This is a genomic window from Actinosynnema sp. NPDC020468 (assembly GCF_040642015.1).
GTDB lineage: Bacteria > Actinomycetota > Actinomycetes > Mycobacteriales > Pseudonocardiaceae > Actinosynnema.
This window is the reverse complement of the sequence record NZ_JBFAEO010000010.1, coordinates 101,330-119,300: the sequence shown is the minus strand read 5'-3', so window position 1 is coordinate 119,300 and position 17,971 is coordinate 101,330. Positions and strand designations below refer to the sequence as shown.

Below are 17,971 nucleotides of genomic sequence, written 5' to 3'. Positions count from 1 at the left end.
CACCCTCGGCGGATGTGTTCTTCGCCGCCCGCGTGCCCGGGTTCGGGATCGATCAGGGGAGACTGGTGCCCGATCGCGCGGAATCGTCCGGATCGGGAGGGGACGCGGTGGGCCTCGAAGCCGTGCTGTGGGACATGGACGGCACGTTGCTGGACTCGGAGAAGCTCTGGGACATCCCGCTGCGGGAGTTCACCGAGAAGCTCGGCGGCACGTTGTCGCACGCCACCAGGCAGGCCATGGTCGGCTCCAACACGCTGACGACCATGACCCTGCTGTTCGCCGAGGTCGGCGTGGAACCGACCGACGCGGACCTGCGCGACGGCGGGGAGTGGATCAAGCGCCGCACCGAGGAGGTGTTCCGCGCCGGGCTGCCGTGGCGGCCGGGCGCCCCCGAGGCGTTGCGCGCGGTCCGCGACTCCGGGATCCCGATGGCGCTGGTCACCTCCACCGAGCGCGGGCTGACCGAGGTCGCCCTGGACACGATCGGGCGTCACCTGTTCGACATCACCGTGTGCGGCGACGAGGTGGACGGGCTGAACAAGCCGCTGCCCGAGCCGTACCTCAGGGCGGCCCGGTCGCTGGGCGTCGACCCGACGCGCTGCGTCGCCGTGGAGGACTCGCCCACCGGCGTGCGCTCGGCCGTCGCGGCAGGCTGCACGGTGCTCGTGGTGCCGTGCGACGTGCCGGTGCCCGAAGGCGAGCGCCGCGTGTTCCGGGAAACCCTCGAAGGGGTCGACCGCGCGACGCTCGCCGGGCTGCTAGACCGTTGACACCTGCTTGACCTGCGCGTTCCTCGTCGCGGGGTCGATCAGGAGGCCGAACACCACGCCGAGTCCGAGCCACAGCGCGGCGGTCTCGAACAGCGACGCGACGCGGAAGTCCCACAGCACGTCGCTCGGCATGTCGGCGGGCACCGGATCCGGCGGCGCCGGGAACAGCACCAGGATCAGGACCACGCCGATCACCACGGCCACCGTGACGATCGTGGACGAGATCGGCTGCGGCAGGTGTGCCAGCCTCGAGGCGAGGAAGCTCGCCGCGAACACCAGCAGCAGACCGGCCGCGATCACGCCCAGGTAGAGCACCGTGCGGTAGTCCACGGTGTCCGGGTTGCCCACCGCGGGCGGGTTCGCCGGGTACTTGATCGCGGGCAGCACGGCCGCCGCCCCGTACACGGCCAGCGCCAGGGTGACGCTGCGGCTGAACGGGGTGCGGTTGACGAACCAGCGTCGCGACCCCGCGTAGGCGGTCGCGAACAGCGCGCCGACGGCCAGGCCGACGACCACGGCGGCGAGCACGCCACCGAGCAGCTGGGTGCCGCGGCCGAACATCTCGGCGTGCTCGTGACCTGCCTCTTCGGCGGGTTCCGTCGCCGCGCGCGCCTCCTCGATGGCGAGCGCGGCCTTGATCGGAACCTCGACGACGATCAGACCGACGAGTCCGGCGAGCAGGCCGGCAACGCCTCCCGCCGCGATTCCGCGCAGCAGGAAGCTCTTGTAAGTGCTCAAGGCGTCCCAGCCCCTAGTGGCAGGGGACGCCGAGCGCGTGGCGCCCGTCGTGGAAGAACTCGTGGACGGTCTCGGCCGCTTGGCCGAGCGCGATCCCGTTCTCCTGGAGGACGACCCACGCGACGAACAGCGCGACGAGCGCCACCGCGTAGGCCCATTTCGGGATGGGAACGGTCAAGGGGAGTGCGGGGCTCGTCATGACGGCCTCCTCCATACCTCGTGGAAGGTCAACAACAACACGTGCCGCAGCCGGTCTCCTGACTCCCGGATCGACGCCGTGCCCGCGTCTTCCCAGCCGCACCGTGCGGCCAGTGACGTTCTCGGCGGGTCGGCTCCCCGGTCACAGTGGCGAGGACCGCGCCGGATTCACACCGGCTTCCCGTCCACTGCGGCGCAGGTGACCGTAGATCTCCCGGACCACTGCGCACAACCGGCCGGACGAGTTGTCACGCACCTCACCTCGGCGGAAGCGGGCAGTCCCCGCACGTGCCACCGCCGTCGAGGCGGTAGTAGAGGCAGCAACTGCGCCGCCGGAACGCCACCTCGCCGGGGAACGGCACGAACTCGCCGGACCCGGCGAACGGGTGCTCGCCCAACAGCCGTTCGCCCAGGTCCACGCACTCCTCGGCGGTCCGCTCACCGCTGCGCGCGACCGTGCGCAGCGCACCCGCCATGGACGACGCGGCGTTGCCCCACAGCAGTCCCTCGGCCACCGGGACGACCCGCCGCAGCGCGGCCACGACCGGCGCCAACGACTCGGCGACGGTCGCCGTCCCACCCACCGGTTCCCGCAACCTGACCCGGAACCCCTCCGGCCCGTAGTGCCACCACACGTTGTCCGGCCGGATGTCCGGCACCGCCTCGCCCACCGCGTGCGCCGCGACCACCGGACACGTCAACCGCGCCGAGTACCCGAGGAAGAACAACGACGCCGCCACCCGTGCCTCACCGGCCCGGTACCGCTCGCCGATCCGCCCGACGGTCTCCCCGAGCGCCGGCCCGTCGAGCAGTTCGGTTCCGGCCCGCCACCCGTCGTCCGGCCGACCGACGTCGAGGGCGAAGAACGGGCTCAAACCCCGGACGCGGCGGAGCGCGGCCAGCACGCGGGCGTAGTCGGACACCCGACTAGTCTGCCCGTCGTGAACGCCCTGGGGTTGGGGCTGGCCCTCGGGTTGGCCGCGAGCATCAGCCCCGGCCCCCTGTTGGTCCTGGTCGTGACCTCGGCCCTGCGCTCGGGCTGGCGCGCCGGCGCCCTGGCCGCCTGCGCCCCGCTGCTGTCGGACTCGGTGGTGGTCGCGATCACCCTCCTCGTGCTGGACCGACTCCCGGCCCGAGCCCTGGCCGTCATCGGCGTCGTCGGCGCGGTGTTCGTGGTGTGGAGCGGCGTGCAGACCATCCGCGAAGCCCGCACCGCCACGTTGTCCGGCGACGCGCCCCGCATCCCCCTCCACCGCGCGGCCTTGATCAACATCCTCAACCCGCACCCGTGGGTGGCGTGGGCAACGGCCCTCGGCCCGCTGACCGTCACCACCTGGCGCCAGTCGCCCGCGTCCGGAATCGCCCTCCTGCTCGGCTTCTACCTGACCCTCGTCGGCGGCAAGGTCATCGTCGCCGCCCTGGTCTCCCGAGCCCGCCGCCGACTGAGCGACCCGACCTACCGCCGCACTCTGACCGCCGCCGGCGCACTCCTGATCCTCGCCGGCGCGGCCCTGGGCCTCGAGTTCGCCACCTACGGCACCTGACCCACGCCCACCCGAAGCCGAACAAGCCGAACCCCGAAGACGAACCTCGAAGCCGAACCTCGAGGACGAACCTCGACCGGCCGACACCACCGCCCGGCTGATCGACTCGGTCGCGTCGGCTCCGGTCACGTGACCGAGTCGATCACGCGCGGCGGTCGGTCACGGCATGTAGAACGTCATCAGGTCGGCCCGCACCGGCGGGAACAGCGCGTACATCAGGTCCGCCTTCGGCCCGGGGTAGACGTCGGCGAACCGCGCCTGCAACCCCTTCATGCCCCACGGCCCGTACAGCAGCGCCGCCACCATGTCCGGAGCCACGCCCGCACCGCCCTCGGCACCCGGACCCTGCATCCGGCCACCGGCGACGACCGGCCCGACCACCCCGTCCGCGAACGGCATCCGCAGGTGCGACCGGAAGAACGACACCAGCACCTCGCCCGCGTCGAACCCCGCGTCCCGCAACCGCGCCCCGAACACCGGCCGCAACCGGTCGAACAACGCCACCGGATCGGCCACCCGCACGTAGTACGACTCGGCCTGCTCCGCCGCCGGCGCCAGGAACGGCTCGACCGCGTCACCCGCCACCGTGTCCGGCCGCTCGGTCACCTCGGCCGCCTCGGACAGCACGAGCAGCGCCCGTGCCGCGTCGACGTCCACCGCCGCCTGCTCGCACAACCGCACCCCCTCCTCGGGAGGCGTCGTGCGCCCGGTGGCCACCGGCACGCCGGCCCGCTCGACCACCCACTCGGTGCTGCCCGCGCGCTCGACCAGCCACCGCCACAACCCCGCCGAGTGCGGCATGAACAGATCCGCCCGCTCCTGCTCACCCGCCTGCAACGACGCCATGGCCGGGATGTCCGCGACCGTCGCCCGCCGGATCGTGTGCCCCTCGGTGACCGGCTTCCCGGTGACGGCCCGGGTCGCCGAGATCGGCACCGCGTACCCGTACCCGAACTGCCGGTAGAAGTACGGGATCCCGAGCATCACCTGGGTGAGGTGCCCGCGCCGCGCCGACAGCTCGTGAGCCCACGCCACGAGTCGCCGGACGAGCCCGCGCCCCTCGTACGCGCGGTCGGTGGCCACCAGTTCGATCTGCCCGGCCGGGATCTCCACCCCGCCCAGGTGGAGCGTCTCGTCCAGCAGCGTCAAGGTGGACACCACCCGATCACCGTCGACCACCACCGCGCACCGCTCCCACCCGGCGTCGGGGTCCTCGACCACGAGTCGGTGGTCGACGGCGTCGTCGGCCGTCCCCCGATCGGTCAGCAGCGCGCCGATCCGATCCAAGTCCCCGGGTTGTGCCACGCGCAACACCAGATCGTCACCCACCGGGCAAGTCTGGCCACCTCCAATCCCGCCGGGCCACCGATTTTCGTTGGCGCCGAACGACGTCGTGATCGACAATCCGCCCCATGCCCTGGCTCCCCGCCGACTTCGCCCACCCGACCCGAGTGGACCTGGGCACCGGCCACCACCTGCGCCCGATCCGCGAGTCCGACGTGGACCTGGACCACCCGGCCGTGATGGGCTCCCGCGACCGCCTGTGGTCCCTGTACGGCGAGAAGTGGGGCTGGCCGCCGGCAACCATGACCCACGAGCAGGACCGCGCCGACCTGGCCCGCCACGAGCGCGAGCAGAACGCCCACGAGTCGTTCAACTACGCCCTCTTCGACAACGCCGAAACAGCCCTCCTCGGTTGCGTCTACATCGACCCGGCCGACGACGCGCTCATCTCGTGGTGGGTGGTGGACGACCACGTCGGCACCGCCCTCGAACGCGCCCTGGACGCCTTCGTCCCCGCCTGGATCGCCCGCGACTGGCCCTTCACGAGCCCCCGCTACGCGATCTGACCCCGCCCACCGCCCACCGCGCCGGTGGGCCGCGCCGATCGCTTCGAGCAGGTGCGCGGCAGGGGCCGGCACGTCGGCGGCCGGTCACCGGTCGAGCAGGTCGCCCTGCTGGTCACGGCGCTCCGGAACGGTGCCGGGACGCGGCGTCGGTGAGGGTGAGGCGGGCGGCGTGCTGGGAGTTGCCGTACCCGCGATCACCCACGGCTCGTGGTGTGCGACCCGGCGCCCACTCGGGCACGCAGGCGCGGCACAGAGGCGCGGCATAGAGGGATGGACGCTTCGCCCGCCCGCAACGCTTCGAGTTCCGCCCACGCCTCCGGCGACACCTCGCGGAGGTCGGTGAACCTCCGCAGGGCGGACGACGTCAGCCGCCGGCCATCTCGCACACCGGCACGTTGCTGCCGCGGAGCCACGCGGTCCTGCCCATGGCTGCCACCACCAGTCCCAACCCCGTTGTGCCCGGCGCGCGATCGGTGCCCGGCTGATCACCACGCCCGATCGGCGTGCTTCCGAGGGGCTCAGGGGTCAGCTGATCACCTCCCTGTAGGTTTCGTAGACGTCCCACTCGCCCAGCGTGCTGTGGTCCAGCGGATCGCCGAACCACGTCCTCAGCGCCGCCTCCAGCGTCGTGGGCGAGGTGCCGGACCAGGCCACGTAGCCGTCCGGGCGGACCAGGAGCGCGGCGGCCGGCGGCGGTGTGGTGGGGTGTTTCCGGTGTAGTTCCACTCGGTCCGACCAGCGTTCGGCGATCGGGGTGAGCGCGTCCGCTGCCTCGTCGTCCAGGAGCAGCAGCAGGGGTTTGCCGGGCCTGCTCAGCGTGGTGACGGTGGTGTGGTCGGTGAATGTCAGGTCCGGCAGCCACTTCCCGACCAGCGCGCCGGTGTCGGGCAGGTCGTAGGTGGTGTCGCCGCCGGACAGCAGGTGGGACAGGCGGGCGACGGCCGGGGCGTCCGCCAGGAGTTCGGTGAGGACTTCGCGGAGTGCGGTGATGTTCGGGCCGGGGGACAGGAGTGCCGTCTGGGCCCGGCTGTGGGTGATCACGCGTTCGCCGACCGGGCGGCGTTCGGACTCGTAGGTGTCCAGCAGACCTTCCGGCGCCCAGCCCTTGACCTCCGCCGCGAGCTTCCAGCCCAGGTTCAACGCGTCCTGCAACCCCAGGTTCAACCCCGGACCGCCGATGCCGGACTGGACGTGGGCCGCGTCGCCCAGCAGCAGCACCCGACCTCGGCGGTAGCGGTCGGCGATGCGGGAGTTCGTGCCCTCGCTCCGGCGGCTCAGGGCCGGGTGGTGCGGCTCCGGGGGTTCGCTCATCGGGAGGTCCGCGCCGAGCACCCGCTTCACGGCCTGGCGCAGCTCGGCCAGGGGCATCTCGGTGGTGTCCGGCTCGTCGGTCTGCTCCCACTCGATCGCCGCGACCCGGTACACGCCCGGTTCGAACATGCCGAAGACGAACACGCCGCGCTCGGTCCGGTGGAACGTGCCCGGCCACAGGAGCCCGACGCCCGGCACGTGGAGCTGCCCCGAGTCCGGCACCGCGACCGGCTCGTCGACGCACACCTGGCCGCTCCGGGTGACCATGCCGTGCTGGGTGACGCCCGGGAAGTCGATGCCCGACCGCTTGCGCACCAGGCTGGAGCCGCCGTCCGCGCCGACCACCCAGCCCGCGGTCAGCTCGTACGGGCCGTCCGGCCCGGTCACCCGCAGGACCACGTGGTCCTCCTCCCGGGTGAGGTCGGTGACCTGGTGGCCGCGGTGCACCCGCACGCCACCGTGCTTCTCCAGCACCTCGGACAACCTCCGCTGCGGCACGGGCAACAGGTGCAGCGCGTTGTCGTCCATTCCGGACAGGTCCAGCGGCAGCGCGCCGAACTGGAACGACGACGCGGGGGAGGGCGGGTGCGGGCTGCCGGTGATCAGCTCGTGGACACCCCGGCGGTCCAGGGCCTGCACGACCTGGCCGACCAGGCCGTTCGCCCTGGGGTAGGCGGACCGCTCGGGCAGGGCGTCGAGGACGAGGGGTTCGACCCCGTTGCGGAGCAACTCGCCGGCGAGCATGAGGCCGTTGGGGCCGGCGCCGACGATGACGACGGTGCTGTGCATGGGTTTTCTCCTTGTGGACATGGCGAATAGACCTCGGGTGTGCCGAGGCGTCGACTGACGAGCAGGCGGGAGGAATTCCCTGAGGTGGGCAGCACGGGATCACGACGGGAAGGCGTGACAGCGGCTCCCGGCGCGGTGCGCGCGCGGCTGTGATCGAACCGGGTGTCCTGGACGGTCCCCGGGATGACTAGCGGGTGGCCTCGGGCAGTGCGCGGTGATCGCGGCGGGTCGAGACCGGTGTGTGAAGGTCGGACGGGTGGAGTTCGAACGGGTGGGGGAGTGGGGTGATCGTCAGGCGACCTCCGGTTCCGGCAGCCCGGCGGAGATCTCGGCCAGCGCACGGGCGACCAGCGTGTCGATCTCCACCGGCGGATCGGTGCGCAGCCACTGCTCGGTCGCGACCTGGATGGCCGCTCCGACCGCCGCCGCCACCAGGCGCGGGTAGAAATCGTCACCGCTCGCCGCGATCCGCTCCGCGATCGCCACCGCCAGCTCGCGCTCGACCAACGAGTTGGTCCGCAGGAACTCGCCCACCAGCGCGGGCTCGGTGACCATCATCCGCACCCCGGCCGTCCAGACCGGGTCCGGCGGCTGCTCCTCGGCGAACTGGCGCAGCGTCGCGGCGATGATCGCGGGCCACAGCGGCTCGTCGGACGGCCTGCCGCGCAGGTCGGCCGCCGCCTTGACCACCCGGTCGTAGTGCCGGGACGCGATCGCCTCCGCCTTGCTGGAGAAGTAGTTGTTGAAGGTGCGGGGTGACACCCCGGCCGCGGCCGCGATGTCCTCCACCAGGACGTTGTCGAGGCCGCGCTCCACCGCCAGCCGGAGGGCGGCCAGGCTCAGCGCCTGCCTCGTCTCCAGCTTCTTGCGTTCGCGTAGACCGATGGGTTCGTCCATGGGTCCACGGTAGCGGAAAAGTGCGGGGCAGGCAAGCTTGCGCGTCCCGAAATCTTGCAGTCGACCTCCGGGAGGTCGGCGCGCTCCGGGGGATGCGAGGATGAACCCTCGTGAAGACCTTCGACGAGCTGTTCGCCGAGCTGAGCGAACGCGCACGAACCCGCCCTGAGGGGTCAGCCACCGCCGCCGCCCTGGAGGCCGGCGTCCACGCGCAGGGCAAGAAGGTGCTGGAGGAGGCGGGCGAGGTCTGGATCGCGGCCGAGCACGAGTCCGACGACCGCCTCGCCGAAGAGGTGTCCCAGCTGCTCTACCGCGTGCAGGTGCTGCTGCTCGGCCGCGGGCTCACGCTGGAAGACGTCTACAAGCACCTGTGACCGACCGCGGCGGCACGCCCGACCGCCGGGCACCACGCGCGGCGGGCGTCCGGCGCGTCCGGTCGGCCTGATGTCCGGCGTCCTCGCCGGTTTCGTGCCCATCTGGGTGCTGACCGCGGTCGGGTTCGCGGCGGCGCGGTCGGACGTGCTCGGCGACCGCGCGGAAACCGTCCTCGGCCGGTTCTCGATCTACCTCGCCATGCCCGCGCTGCTGTTCACCACGCTGCTCGGCACCGACCCGGCCAGACTCGCCCACCGCGGCCTGCTCGCGTTCGTGATCGGCACCGCGGTGACGGCCACGATCGGGATGCTGGTCGAGTGGCGCGTGTTCCGCCGCCCGCTGCCCGACCGGGTGTTCGGCGCGATGGCGGGCTCCTACGTGAACTCCGGCAACCTCGGCATCCCGGTCGCGGTGGGCGTGCTCGGTGACTCGTCGTTCATCGTCGCGGTGCTGCTGTTCCAGCCGCTGGTGATGGTGCCGCTGGTGCTGGCCGCCGTGGAGGTCGGCTCGGGTGAACGCGGCGCGCTGCGGACCCTGGTGCTGCTGCCGGTGCGCAACCCGATCGTCCTGGCCTCGCTGCTGGGCGTCGTCCTGGCCGCACTCGGGTGGCGCCCGCCCGAGCTGATGCTGAAGCCGCTGGAGGCGCTGGGCGCGGCCGCGGTGCCGACCGCGCTCGTGGTGCTGGGTCTGTCCCTGAACGTCGCGCCGCGCCGGGAGAACCTGGCCGAGGCGGGCGTCGTGGTGGCGCTGAAAACCCTGCTGCACCCGCTGGTCACGTTCCTGGCCTGCCTGGCGCTCGACGTCCAGGGCCCGCTGCGGCTCGCCGCCGTGGTCTGCTCCGCGCTGCCGACCGCGCAGAACGTCTACGTGCTGGCCAGGCAGTACCGGCCGGACGCCGCCCTGACCCGGGACTCGGTGCTGCTGTCCACCGCGCTCTCCATGGTCACGCTGTCCGCCGTCGTCCTCCTGCTCAGCCGCTAGCGCGCTCCCGCACGAACAGCGACTGCGCCGTGCGCGCCACCGGACCCCGCGCGTCGTGCAGGACGCTGCCGGCCACGCCGACGCCCTCCGCGCCCACCTCCGTCGTCGCCTCCAGCGCGAACCACGGACCCGTCGGCCGGCGGTGCAGGTGCACCGTCAGGTCGGTGTTGATCGCGTACCACTTCGCGAGGTCCACCCGGCTGGACACGCCGCTCGCCGAGTCCGCCACGGTGAACAGCCGCTGGACGTCGGTCGGCTCCTCGTCTTCGACCACCGCCACCAGCGGCCTGGCCCACACCGTCGCGTCACCGGGCGTGAAGACGCCGCCGCGGACCACGCGCCACTCCATCGCGGACAGGTACCCGTACCGCCAACCCCCGGGCACCTCCATCACCTCGCACGCCTCCGGTGCCGGCAGGCGCACCGAGTCGGGCGTGGCGACCGCGGCCGAGTCGCCGGCGACGATCCGCCACGCGCTCGCCCGCAGGACCGGCCTGCCCTCGTGCGCCAACTCCGCCGACAGCAACTCGACCGACCGGCCGGGCCGCTCCACCCGCGCCGACACCGACAGCTCCGCCACCGGCACCGGGCCGAGCACGTCGAACAACACCCTGCTCAGCACCGCCTCCGGCCGCGGCGCGCACCTCTCGAGCGCGCGCGCCAGCAACGCCGACGGCGGCCCGAGGTGCTGGCTCTCGCTCGACCACGGACCCGCGGTGTGCGGGGTCGCGGCGAACCGGTCACCGCCCAAGGGCCGGTAGAACGCCGGCACTAGTCGGCCCGGTCCAGCACCGTCTCCACGCCCGCGTCCGGCTCCGGCCACCCCGGGTAGGGCGGCGGGGTGCCGTCGAACGCCGGGCACAGCGCCTTGTGGTCGCAGTAGTCGCACAACCGGCTCGGGTTCGGCCGGAAGTCGCCGGACTTGGCGGCGCGCAGGATCGCGTCCCAGATCGCCTCCAGCGTCCGCTCGAACCGGCTCAGCTCCGACTCGTCCGGCGTGTACGCCAGCGCCTGCCGGTCGGCCAGGTACATCAGCCGCAACTGCCGCGGCACCACACCGCGCAGCCGCCACAGCACCAGCGCGTAGAACTTCATCTGGAACAGCGCCTTCGCCTCGCCCACCTCGCGCGGCGCGGCGCCCGTCTTGTAGTCGACCACCCGGATTTCACCCGTCGGGGCGACATCCACCCGGTCGACGTACCCGCGCAGCAGCACGCCCGAGGGCAGCTCCCACTCCACCAGCAGCTCGCGCGCGTCCGGGTCGAACCGGCGCGGGTCCTCCAACCCGAAGTACCCGTCCAGCAGCCCCTCGGCCGACGACAGCCACTCGCCCTCCTCGGGCTCCTCCGCGCCCTCGAACAGGTCGGCGAACTCGGGCCGCTCGGCCTTCACCCGCGCCCACGCCGGACCCACCAGCGACCGCGCCGCCTCGGGCACCCGCTCCTGCTTGGGCAGCGCGAACAGGTCCTCCAGCACCGCGTGCACCACGGTGCCGCGCACCTGCGCCCGCGTCGGCTTCTCCGGCAGCCGGTCGACCGCCCGGAAGCGGTACAGCAGCGGGCACTGCTTGAAGTCGCCCGCACGCGAGGGCGACAGCGCGGGCCTGCGAACAGGGCGCTCGGTGATCGTCGGCACTGCCATGCCCAGAACCATAGACAAGACCACCGACAAGATCGTCCCGCCGCGATCCAACACGTCGGTCCCACACTCCGGGACCTAGGCTCTGCCCGTGACGACCACGGGTGGTTGGCGACGGCAGCTCGACCGGGAGGGCGGACTGCCGCTGTTCCGGGCCGCCGGGGTGCCCGTGCTGCTCGCGCCGTCCTGGTGGCTGGGCTCGGCGGTGGTGGTCGCCCTGTACGCGCCGCTGGTCGGCAGGCTCGCCCCCGGCACCGGCGGCCTGACCGGCGTGCTGGTGGCGGCGACCTTCGCGGTGTTCCTCGGACTGTCCGTGCTGGCGCACGAGCTGGGCCACACGCTGGTCGCGCTCCGCCTCGGGCTGCCGGTGCGCAGGCTGCGGCTGTTCCTGCTCGGCGGCGTCTCCGAGGTGATGCGCACCCCGGCGAAACCGGGGCACGAGGGGTTGATCGCCGCGGCCGGTCCGGTGGTGTCGGTGTTCCTCGCGGGCGCCTTCGCGCTGGCCGCCGCCGCGATTCCGCAACCGGACGCGGTGTGGCTGCTGATCGCGCAGACGGCGTTCGCCAACGCGGCGGTGGCCGTGTTCAACCTGCTGCCGGGACTGCCGCTGGACGGCGGGCGGATCCTGCGCGCCGGCGTGTGGGCCGTCACGGGCCGGCGCGCGACGGGCACCAGGGCCGCGGTCGCGGGCGGCGGCGTGGTGGCCGCGTTGCTGGTCGTGTGGGCGTTGTGGGGCCTGATGGAGGGCAGCGAGGACCGCTGGCTGCGCTCCGGCGTGTGCCTGCTGACGGCGTGGTTCGTGGTCGCGGGCGCCCGCGGCGAACTGGCAGCCGAGCGCAAGCGGTCCTGGCCGGAGGGGCTGACGCTGGCGCAACTGGTGCGCCCGGTGCTCCAACTGCCCGCCGAGAGCCCGGTGTCGGGCGCGTTGAGCGCGTCCGCCGGCCGGGGCGTGGTGCTGGTGCGCGCGGACGGGGTGGCCGCCGGACTGCTGGACCGCGACCTCGCCCGCCGGCTCGCCGACGCCTCGCCGCACGCGCCCGCCGAGCAGGCCGCGGTGCCGATCCGGCCGGAGACCGTGCTGCTGGAGAACGAGAGCGGCGACGAGGTCGTGGAACGCGTGCACGGCACCGCCGCGTGGGAGTACCTGGTCGTGGACCTGGAGGGCAGGCCCGCGGGCGTGCTGCGGCGGGAGGACCTCAAGGCCGCGCTGAACCGCCGGTGAGCAGCCCGGCGTCCTGCGCCAGGATCGCCGCCTGGACCCGCGACCGGAGGTCGAGCTTCGTCAGCACGCGCGACACGTGCGTCTTCACGGTCGTCTCGCCGATGTGCAGCCGCCGCCCGATCTGGTGATTCGACAACCCCTCGCCCAGGCACCGCAGCACCTCGACCTCGCGGTCGGTCAACGTGTCCAGACCCGCCGGCCGCGCCCGGGGAGCGGTGGCCGCGAACTCGCGCATCAACCGCCGGGTCACGCCCGGCGCGAGCACACCGTCACCGGCCGCGACCCGCCGCACCGCGTCCACCAGCGCGGGCGCGTCGACCGATTTCAGCAGGAAGCCCGCCGCGCCGGCCCGCAGCGCGCCGTGCACGTACTCGTCCAAGTCGAACGTCGTCAGCACCAGCACCTCGCACACCCCGGCGAGCTGCCGGGTGGCCTCGATACCGTCCATCCCGGGCATCCGGACGTCCATCAGCACCACGTCCGCCCGCAGCTCGCGGGCCAGCCGCACGGCCCGCGCGCCGTCACCCGCCTCGCCGACCACCTCCAGGTCGTCCGCGCCGGACAGGATCATCACCAGCCCGGCGCGGATCGCCGCGTGGTCGTCGGCCACCAGCACGCGCGTCACGCCGGCAACCCCGCCCGCACGACCCACTCCGCGCCCTCCCGCCCGGCGCTGAACTCGCCGCCCACCGCGTGCGCGCGTTCCGCCATGCTCACCAGCCCCGTCCCCGAACCGCGCGGCGGGTGCCCGCGCACCCCGTTGCGCACCACCACCGCCAGCCGCCTGAGCTGCCGGTCCAGCGTCACCGACGTCTCCGCGCCCGGCGCGTGCTTGAGCACATTGGTCAACGCCTCCTGCACGATCCGGTACGCCGCGACGTCCACCGCCACCGGCAGGTCGGTCACGTCACCGCCGTGCAGCCGCACGCGGAGGCCGCCCGCGAGCGCGGAGGACACCAGCCGGTCCACGTCCGCCAGCCGCACCGCCACCGGGTCGTCCACGTCGTCGTCGGCCCGCAGCACGTCGATCATGGTCCGCATCTCGGCCAGCGACCGCAGGCTGTTCTCCCGCACCGACCTCAGCACCGCGCGCACCGCCTCCGGGTCGTCCTGGCGCAGGCTCAGCACGGCCTCGGACTGGATCGCGATCGCCGACAGGTGACCCGCCACCACGTCGTGCAGGTCGCGGGCGATGCGGGTGCGCTCCGCGTCCACCGCCGCCCGCCGGTCCAACTCGGCGATCCGGGCCACCTGCACCGCGCCCTCGCGGTGGGTCCGCACGTTCGTCGCCCACCACACGGGCACCACGAGCAGCGAGAACGCCTGGAGGCCCATCGCGATCGAGAACCGCCAGTCGCCCACGAGCGCGGCCACCGCCGTCGAGCCCACCGTGGCCGCGCCCACCACCGCCACGATCGACCGGTGCAGCGGGCGTGGTCCGTGCAGCGTGGCGACGAACAGCGTGTCCAGGAAGACCAGCAGGACGCCCGTGCTCAGCCCGGACGCGAGGTCCGCCAGGGTCGCGGGCACCACCACCGCCAGCGCCGGCAGTGGCGCGCGGTGCCGGAAGCACTGGCCGGCGCACGCGAGCACCAACAGCGTCTCCCGGGCCCACAGCGGTCCGACGTGGTCGTGGCCGAGGGCGCCGTCCAGGCCGGTGAGGTCGACCAGCGATCCGAACGCGAGGAAGGCGAGTGCCACGAGCACGTCGCGGCGCGGGGCGCGGATCCACACGTCCCGCATCACAGCACACGGGCGTCGTGGTGGGCGTCCTACGAAGTGATGACCCCGGACCGCCTCGACCGACGACGCGCGGACGGGGCCACCCGGTCGAGGCTCGGCCCGTGGTGGTCGTGATCGTGGCGTGCGAGATCGGGTTCTGGGTCGTGCTCGGCGCGGGGTTGGCCGCCCGGTACGGGTTGCGGCGGCCGGGGCCGGGGGCGGTGCTGCTGTGGTGCGCGCCGTTGGTGGACGTCGTGCTGCTGGTCGCGACCGCGGTGGACCTGCGGTCCGGCGGCACCGCGACCGCCGCGCACGGGCTCGCGGCGGTCTACCTGGGCGTGAGCGCGGCGTTCGGGCACGGGGTGCTGCGCCGGGCCGACGAGTGGGTGGCCCACCGGTTCGCGGGCGGTCCGCCGCCCCGCAAGCCGCCCCGTGCGGGTCCGGCCAAGGTTCGGTACGAGTGGCGTGAGTGGGGCAGGTTCGCACTGGCCTGGGCGATCTCGTGCGGCGTGGTCGCGCTGGTGACGGTCGTGGTGGGCGATCCGGAACGCACGCGCGCGTTGTGGGGCCAGGTGCACGGCATGACCGTCGTGGGTGTCGTGTGGCTGCTCGGGTGGCCGGTGTACCACTCGTTCGCGCAGGCCGGGAAGGGCGACGAGTGACACCCGTGGGACCATTCGGCGCTGTTGTCCAGGTGGTAAAGCAGGAGGTTCGACGCGGTGAGCACCGCCAGTGGTCCGTTCCAACCGGGTGACCGGGTGCAGTTGACCGACCCGAAGGGACGGCACTACACCATCGTGCTCGAACCGGGCAAGGAGTACCACACGCACCGCGGCGCGCTGTCGCACGACCGGTTGATCGGTCAGCCCGAGGGGTCGGTGGTCGTCTCCGTCGGCGGCACGTCGTTCCTGGCGCTGCGCCCGCTGCTGGCCGACTACGTGCTGTCGATGCCGCGCGGCGCGCAGGTGATCTACCCCAAGGACGCCGCGCAGATCGTCATGTACGGCGACGTGTTCCCCGGCGCGCGGGTGCTCGAGGCCGGCGCCGGCTCCGGCGCGCTGACCTGCTCGCTGCTGCGCGCGGTGGGGGAGAAGGGCAGCGTCACCTCCTACGAGGTGCGCCAGGACCACGCGGACCACGCGTTGCGCAACGTGGACCAGTTCTTCGGCGAGCGGCCGGGCAACTGGTCGCTCACCGTCGGCGACGTCGTGGAGCACACCGGCGAGGTGGACCGGGTGGTGCTGGACATGCTGGCGCCGTGGGACGTGCTGCCGGCCGTGGCGGCGAACCTGATCCCGGGCGGCGTGCTGGTGGTGTACGTGGCGACGACGACGCAGCTGTCCAGGGTCACCGAGGCGCTGCGCGAGCAGCAGCACTGGACCGAGCCGCAGGCCTGGGAGACGTTGGTGCGCCCGTGGCACGTGGTGGGCCTCGCGGTGCGCCCGGAGCACCGGATGATCGGCCACACGGCGTTCCTGCTGACGACCAGGCGACTCGCGGACGGCGTCACCCCGCCGCGACCGCAGCGCCGCCCGTCGAAGGGCTGACCCGAACCGCGGAATCGGTCGATCGTCACGTTTGGCGGAGTTCGCCGGCGGAAATCGGCGCAATTCGCGGAACGTGTCCGGAACACGACTCGCCGACATCGCGGAAACCACCCGGTTGGCCCCAGGAGCGGGTCGCGGCGGAACCGCGACGGGTGGTGCGGACGGGCGTCGACGGCCCTCGAAGCCGGTCGTCCGCGCCCACCCTGTGGGAACGGGCGTGGTCGGGGGTTGTCCCGGCCGTCGCCGGATGTACCTCGGCTGTTGGCCGGACAGGCCTGGTGGCGGGCCTGCCCCGGCCGGACGGCCCCCCATCCGACGATGGGGCGGATGTCACGTTCTCCTGGCTCTTTCCGCAGGTTGCGGCCACACTTCGCGCACCACGCGAGTGGTCGTGCCACCCGGACTCACGGTAGCGGTCCGGTGGTTCGGGCGGACACCGGGATGGAGCAGTCGCCCCGGCTTCACGGCGCCGATGCGTGATCACGTTTTCGGCGGGAAGCCCCAGGGTGTCGGCTTTTGTCGGTGATCGCCGGTACCGTTGTCGTACGAACACGGGAGGAGGGTGCCGACATGCAGCACGGTCATCCCGGCAGCCACCCTGACGAGGGCGGCGAGCTGAACAATGGCGACAACCCTGGTGAGTTGACAGCGCAGATCCGGTTCCTCGAGGACGAGATCGCGTTGCTGCGGCGCAAGTTGACGGAATCCCCACGACACGTCCGCTTGCTGGAGCAGCGGTTGGCCGAGGCGACGGAACGCGTCAGCCAACTGACCGAGCGCAACACGAAGCTCATCGACACCCTTCGAGAGGCACGCAGCCAACTCCTCGCGCTGCGCGAGGAAGTGGACCGCCTGGCCCAGCCACCCAGCGGTTACGGCGTGTTCCTGGCGCGTTTCGAGGACGGCACGGTGGACGTGTTCACCTCCGGCCGCCGCATGCGGGTCTCCGTTTCGCCCGCCGTCGAGACGCCGTCCCTGGTCCTCGGCCAGTCCGTCCGCCTGAACGAGGCGCTGACGGTCGTCGAGGGCGGCGACTTCGAGCGGACCGGCGAGGTCTGCACGCTTCGTGAAGTGCTGGAGTCGTCGGACGCCGACGGCTCGGTCTCCCGCGCGCTGGTCGTCGGTCACGCCGACGAGGAGCGGGTCGTGTGGCTCGCCCAACCACTGCTGGACTCGCCCCTCAAGTCGGGCGACTCGCTGCTGGTCGACTCCAAGGCCGGGTTCGCCTACGAGCGGGTGCCCAAGGCCGAGGTCGAGGACCTCGTGCTCGAAGAGGTCCCGGACGTGCACTACAGCGACATCGGCGGACTGGGCAGGCAGATCGAGCAGATCCGCGACGCCGTGGAGCTGCCGTTCCTGCACGCCGACCTGTTCCGCGAGTACAAGCTGCGCCCGCCCAAGGGCGTGCTGCTCTACGGCCCTCCCGGCTGCGGCAAGACGCTCATCGCCAAGGCGGTGGCGAACTCGTTGGCCAAGCAGGTGTCCAAGGCGCGTGGCGAGGACCACCGCGAGGCCAAGTCCTACTTCCTCAACATCAAGGGTCCGGAGCTGCTCAACAAGTTCGTCGGCGAGACCGAGCGGCACATCCGGCTGATCTTCCAGCGGGCGCGGGAGAAGGCCTCCGAGGGCACTCCCGTCATCGTGTTCTTCGACGAGATGGACTCGATCTTCCGCACCCGCGGCAGCGGCGTGTCCTCGGACGTGGAAACCACGATCGTCCCCCAGCTCCTCAGTGAGATCGACGGCGTCGAGGGCCTGGAGAACGTGATCGTGATCGGCGCGTCCAACCGCGAGGACATGATCGACCCGGCGATCCTCCGCCCGGGCCGGCTCGACGTGAAGATCAAGATCGAGCGTCCGGACGCCGAGGGCGCGAAGGACATCTTCAACAAGTACCTGACCGCGGACCTGCCCCTGCACGCCGACGACCTGGCCGAGTTCGGCGGGGACCCGCAGGCGTGCATCGAGGGTCTGGTGCAGCACACGGTCGAGCGCATGTACGAGGAGACGGACGAGAACCGCTTCCTCGAGGTCACCTACGCCAACGGTGACAAGGAGGTCCTGTACTTCCGGGACTTCAACTCGGGCGCGATGATCCAGAACATCGTGGACCGGGCCAAGAAGGCGGCCATCAAGAGCCTCCTCGACACCAAGCAGCCGGGCCTGTCGGTGCGGCACCTGCTCGACGCGATCGTGGACGAGTTCGCGGAGAACGAGGACCTCCCGAACACGACCAACCCGGACGACTGGGCTCGCATCTCCGGCAAGAAGGGCGAGCGCATCGTCTACATCCGCACCCTGGTGACCGGCAAGAACCAGGAGTCGGGTCGGGCGATCGACACGGCGACGAACACCGGCCAGTACCTGTAGCCGTGGCCGTCGGACCCGT

General features: G+C 72.5%; 19 protein-coding genes and 1 riboswitch. Of the genes, 9 read left to right on the top strand and 10 right to left on the bottom strand.

Annotated features, from left to right (window positions below; all coding sequences use genetic code 11):
- Positions 1-107 precede the first annotated feature (107 nt).
- Complete coding sequence (locus AB0G50_RS10505) at positions 108-770, top strand: HAD family phosphatase (RefSeq protein ID WP_360104929.1); 663 nt, start codon at positions 108-110, stop codon at positions 768-770.
- Here the strand turns inward: AB0G50_RS10505 and AB0G50_RS10500 are convergent.
- The 3 genes from AB0G50_RS10500 to AB0G50_RS10490 all read right to left on the bottom strand — a co-directional run bounded on the left by AB0G50_RS10500 (position 759) and on the right by AB0G50_RS10490 (position 2,629).
- Positions 759-1,508 carry a CbtA family protein gene (locus AB0G50_RS10500; RefSeq protein WP_360104926.1) on the bottom strand — a complete coding sequence of 250 codons (750 nt, stop codon included), beginning with the start codon at positions 1,506-1,508 and terminating at the stop codon, positions 759-761. The genes AB0G50_RS10505 and AB0G50_RS10500 overlap by 12 nt on opposite strands.
- A gap of 13 nt (positions 1,509-1,521) precedes the next feature.
- Positions 1,522-1,707 carry a CbtB-domain containing protein gene (locus AB0G50_RS10495; protein ID WP_360104923.1) on the bottom strand — a complete coding sequence of 62 codons (186 nt, stop codon included), beginning with the start codon at positions 1,705-1,707 and terminating at the stop codon, positions 1,522-1,524.
- 30 nt (positions 1,708-1,737) lie between these two features.
- Positions 1,738-1,929: riboswitch (cobalamin riboswitch) on the bottom strand.
- Between the two features lie 34 nt (positions 1,930-1,963).
- A complete protein-coding gene (locus AB0G50_RS10490) occupies positions 1,964-2,629 on the bottom strand; it encodes a (2Fe-2S)-binding protein (protein ID WP_360104920.1) in 666 nt (221 codons plus the stop codon).
- Positions 2,630-2,647: 18 nt separating this feature from the next.
- Here AB0G50_RS10490 and AB0G50_RS10485 point away from each other — a divergent pair, with 18 nt between their 5' ends.
- Positions 2,648-3,250, top strand: a complete 603-nt coding sequence (locus AB0G50_RS10485) for a LysE family transporter (protein WP_360104917.1) — start codon at positions 2,648-2,650, stop codon at positions 3,248-3,250.
- Between the two features lie 159 nt (positions 3,251-3,409).
- On the opposite strand, the gene AB0G50_RS10480 is transcribed toward AB0G50_RS10485, so the two are convergent.
- Positions 3,410-4,579: a GNAT family N-acetyltransferase gene (locus tag AB0G50_RS10480; protein WP_360104914.1), complete on the bottom strand. Its 1,170-nt coding sequence runs from the start codon at positions 4,577-4,579 to the stop codon at positions 3,410-3,412.
- 83 nt (positions 4,580-4,662) lie between these two features.
- Between AB0G50_RS10480 and AB0G50_RS10475 the strand changes: the two genes are divergently transcribed.
- Positions 4,663-5,100, top strand: coding sequence for a GNAT family N-acetyltransferase (locus tag AB0G50_RS10475; RefSeq protein ID WP_360104911.1), 438 nt, complete (start codon positions 4,663-4,665; stop codon positions 5,098-5,100).
- Between the two features lie 525 nt (positions 5,101-5,625).
- On the opposite strand, the gene AB0G50_RS10470 is transcribed toward AB0G50_RS10475, so the two are convergent.
- Both AB0G50_RS10470 and AB0G50_RS10465 read right to left on the bottom strand, forming a co-directional pair.
- Entirely contained in the window at positions 5,626-7,200 is a 1,575-nt protein-coding gene (locus AB0G50_RS10470) for an FAD-dependent monooxygenase (RefSeq protein WP_360104908.1), read from the bottom strand.
- A gap of 291 nt (positions 7,201-7,491) precedes the next feature.
- Entirely contained in the window at positions 7,492-8,097 is a 606-nt protein-coding gene (locus AB0G50_RS10465) for a TetR family transcriptional regulator (protein WP_360104905.1), read from the bottom strand.
- Between the two features lie 110 nt (positions 8,098-8,207).
- Here AB0G50_RS10465 and AB0G50_RS10460 point away from each other — a divergent pair, with 110 nt between their 5' ends.
- On the top strand, positions 8,208-8,471 hold the full coding sequence (locus AB0G50_RS10460; RefSeq protein WP_360104902.1) for a phosphoribosyl-ATP diphosphatase: 264 nt from the start codon (positions 8,208-8,210) through the stop codon (positions 8,469-8,471).
- 70 nt (positions 8,472-8,541) lie between these two features.
- Positions 8,542-9,453, top strand: coding sequence for an AEC family transporter (locus tag AB0G50_RS10455; protein WP_360104899.1), 912 nt, complete (start codon positions 8,542-8,544; stop codon positions 9,451-9,453).
- Here AB0G50_RS10455 and AB0G50_RS10450 read toward each other — a convergent pair.
- On the bottom strand, positions 9,443-10,225 hold the full coding sequence (locus AB0G50_RS10450) for a thioesterase family protein (RefSeq protein WP_360104896.1): 783 nt from the start codon (positions 10,223-10,225) through the stop codon (positions 9,443-9,445). The two genes, AB0G50_RS10455 and AB0G50_RS10450, sit on opposite strands and share 11 nt — an antisense overlap.
- A complete protein-coding gene (locus AB0G50_RS10445; protein WP_360104893.1) occupies positions 10,225-11,094 on the bottom strand; it encodes a RecB family exonuclease in 870 nt (289 codons plus the stop codon). The genes AB0G50_RS10450 and AB0G50_RS10445 overlap by 1 nt, the downstream gene beginning before the upstream one ends.
- 88 nt (positions 11,095-11,182) lie before the next feature.
- Here AB0G50_RS10445 and AB0G50_RS10440 point away from each other — a divergent pair, with 88 nt between their 5' ends.
- Positions 11,183-12,313, top strand: coding sequence for a site-2 protease family protein (locus tag AB0G50_RS10440; protein ID WP_360104890.1), 1,131 nt, complete (start codon positions 11,183-11,185; stop codon positions 12,311-12,313).
- Here the strand turns inward: AB0G50_RS10440 and AB0G50_RS10435 are convergent.
- Together AB0G50_RS10435 and AB0G50_RS10430 are read right to left on the bottom strand one after the other, a co-directional pair.
- Positions 12,288-12,938 carry a response regulator transcription factor gene (locus tag AB0G50_RS10435; RefSeq protein ID WP_360104887.1) on the bottom strand — a complete coding sequence of 217 codons (651 nt, stop codon included), beginning with the start codon at positions 12,936-12,938 and terminating at the stop codon, positions 12,288-12,290. The two genes, AB0G50_RS10440 and AB0G50_RS10435, sit on opposite strands and share 26 nt — an antisense overlap.
- A complete protein-coding gene (locus AB0G50_RS10430; protein WP_360104884.1) occupies positions 12,935-14,056 on the bottom strand; it encodes a histidine kinase in 1,122 nt (373 codons plus the stop codon). Before AB0G50_RS10430 ends, AB0G50_RS10435 begins: the two co-directional genes overlap by 4 nt.
- A gap of 101 nt (positions 14,057-14,157) precedes the next feature.
- Here AB0G50_RS10430 and AB0G50_RS10425 point away from each other — a divergent pair, with 101 nt between their 5' ends.
- From AB0G50_RS10425 to arc, 3 genes are all read left to right on the top strand, one after another.
- Positions 14,158-14,697, top strand: a complete 540-nt coding sequence (locus tag AB0G50_RS10425; protein ID WP_360104881.1) for a hypothetical protein — start codon at positions 14,158-14,160, stop codon at positions 14,695-14,697.
- 57 nt (positions 14,698-14,754) lie between these two features.
- Entirely contained in the window at positions 14,755-15,582 is an 828-nt protein-coding gene (locus tag AB0G50_RS10420; RefSeq protein WP_360104878.1) for a tRNA (adenine-N1)-methyltransferase, read from the top strand.
- A gap of 570 nt (positions 15,583-16,152) precedes the next feature.
- Positions 16,153-17,952: a proteasome ATPase gene (gene arc, locus AB0G50_RS10415; protein WP_360104875.1), complete on the top strand. Its 1,800-nt coding sequence runs from the start codon at positions 16,153-16,155 to the stop codon at positions 17,950-17,952.
- Positions 17,953-17,971 lie beyond the last annotated feature (19 nt).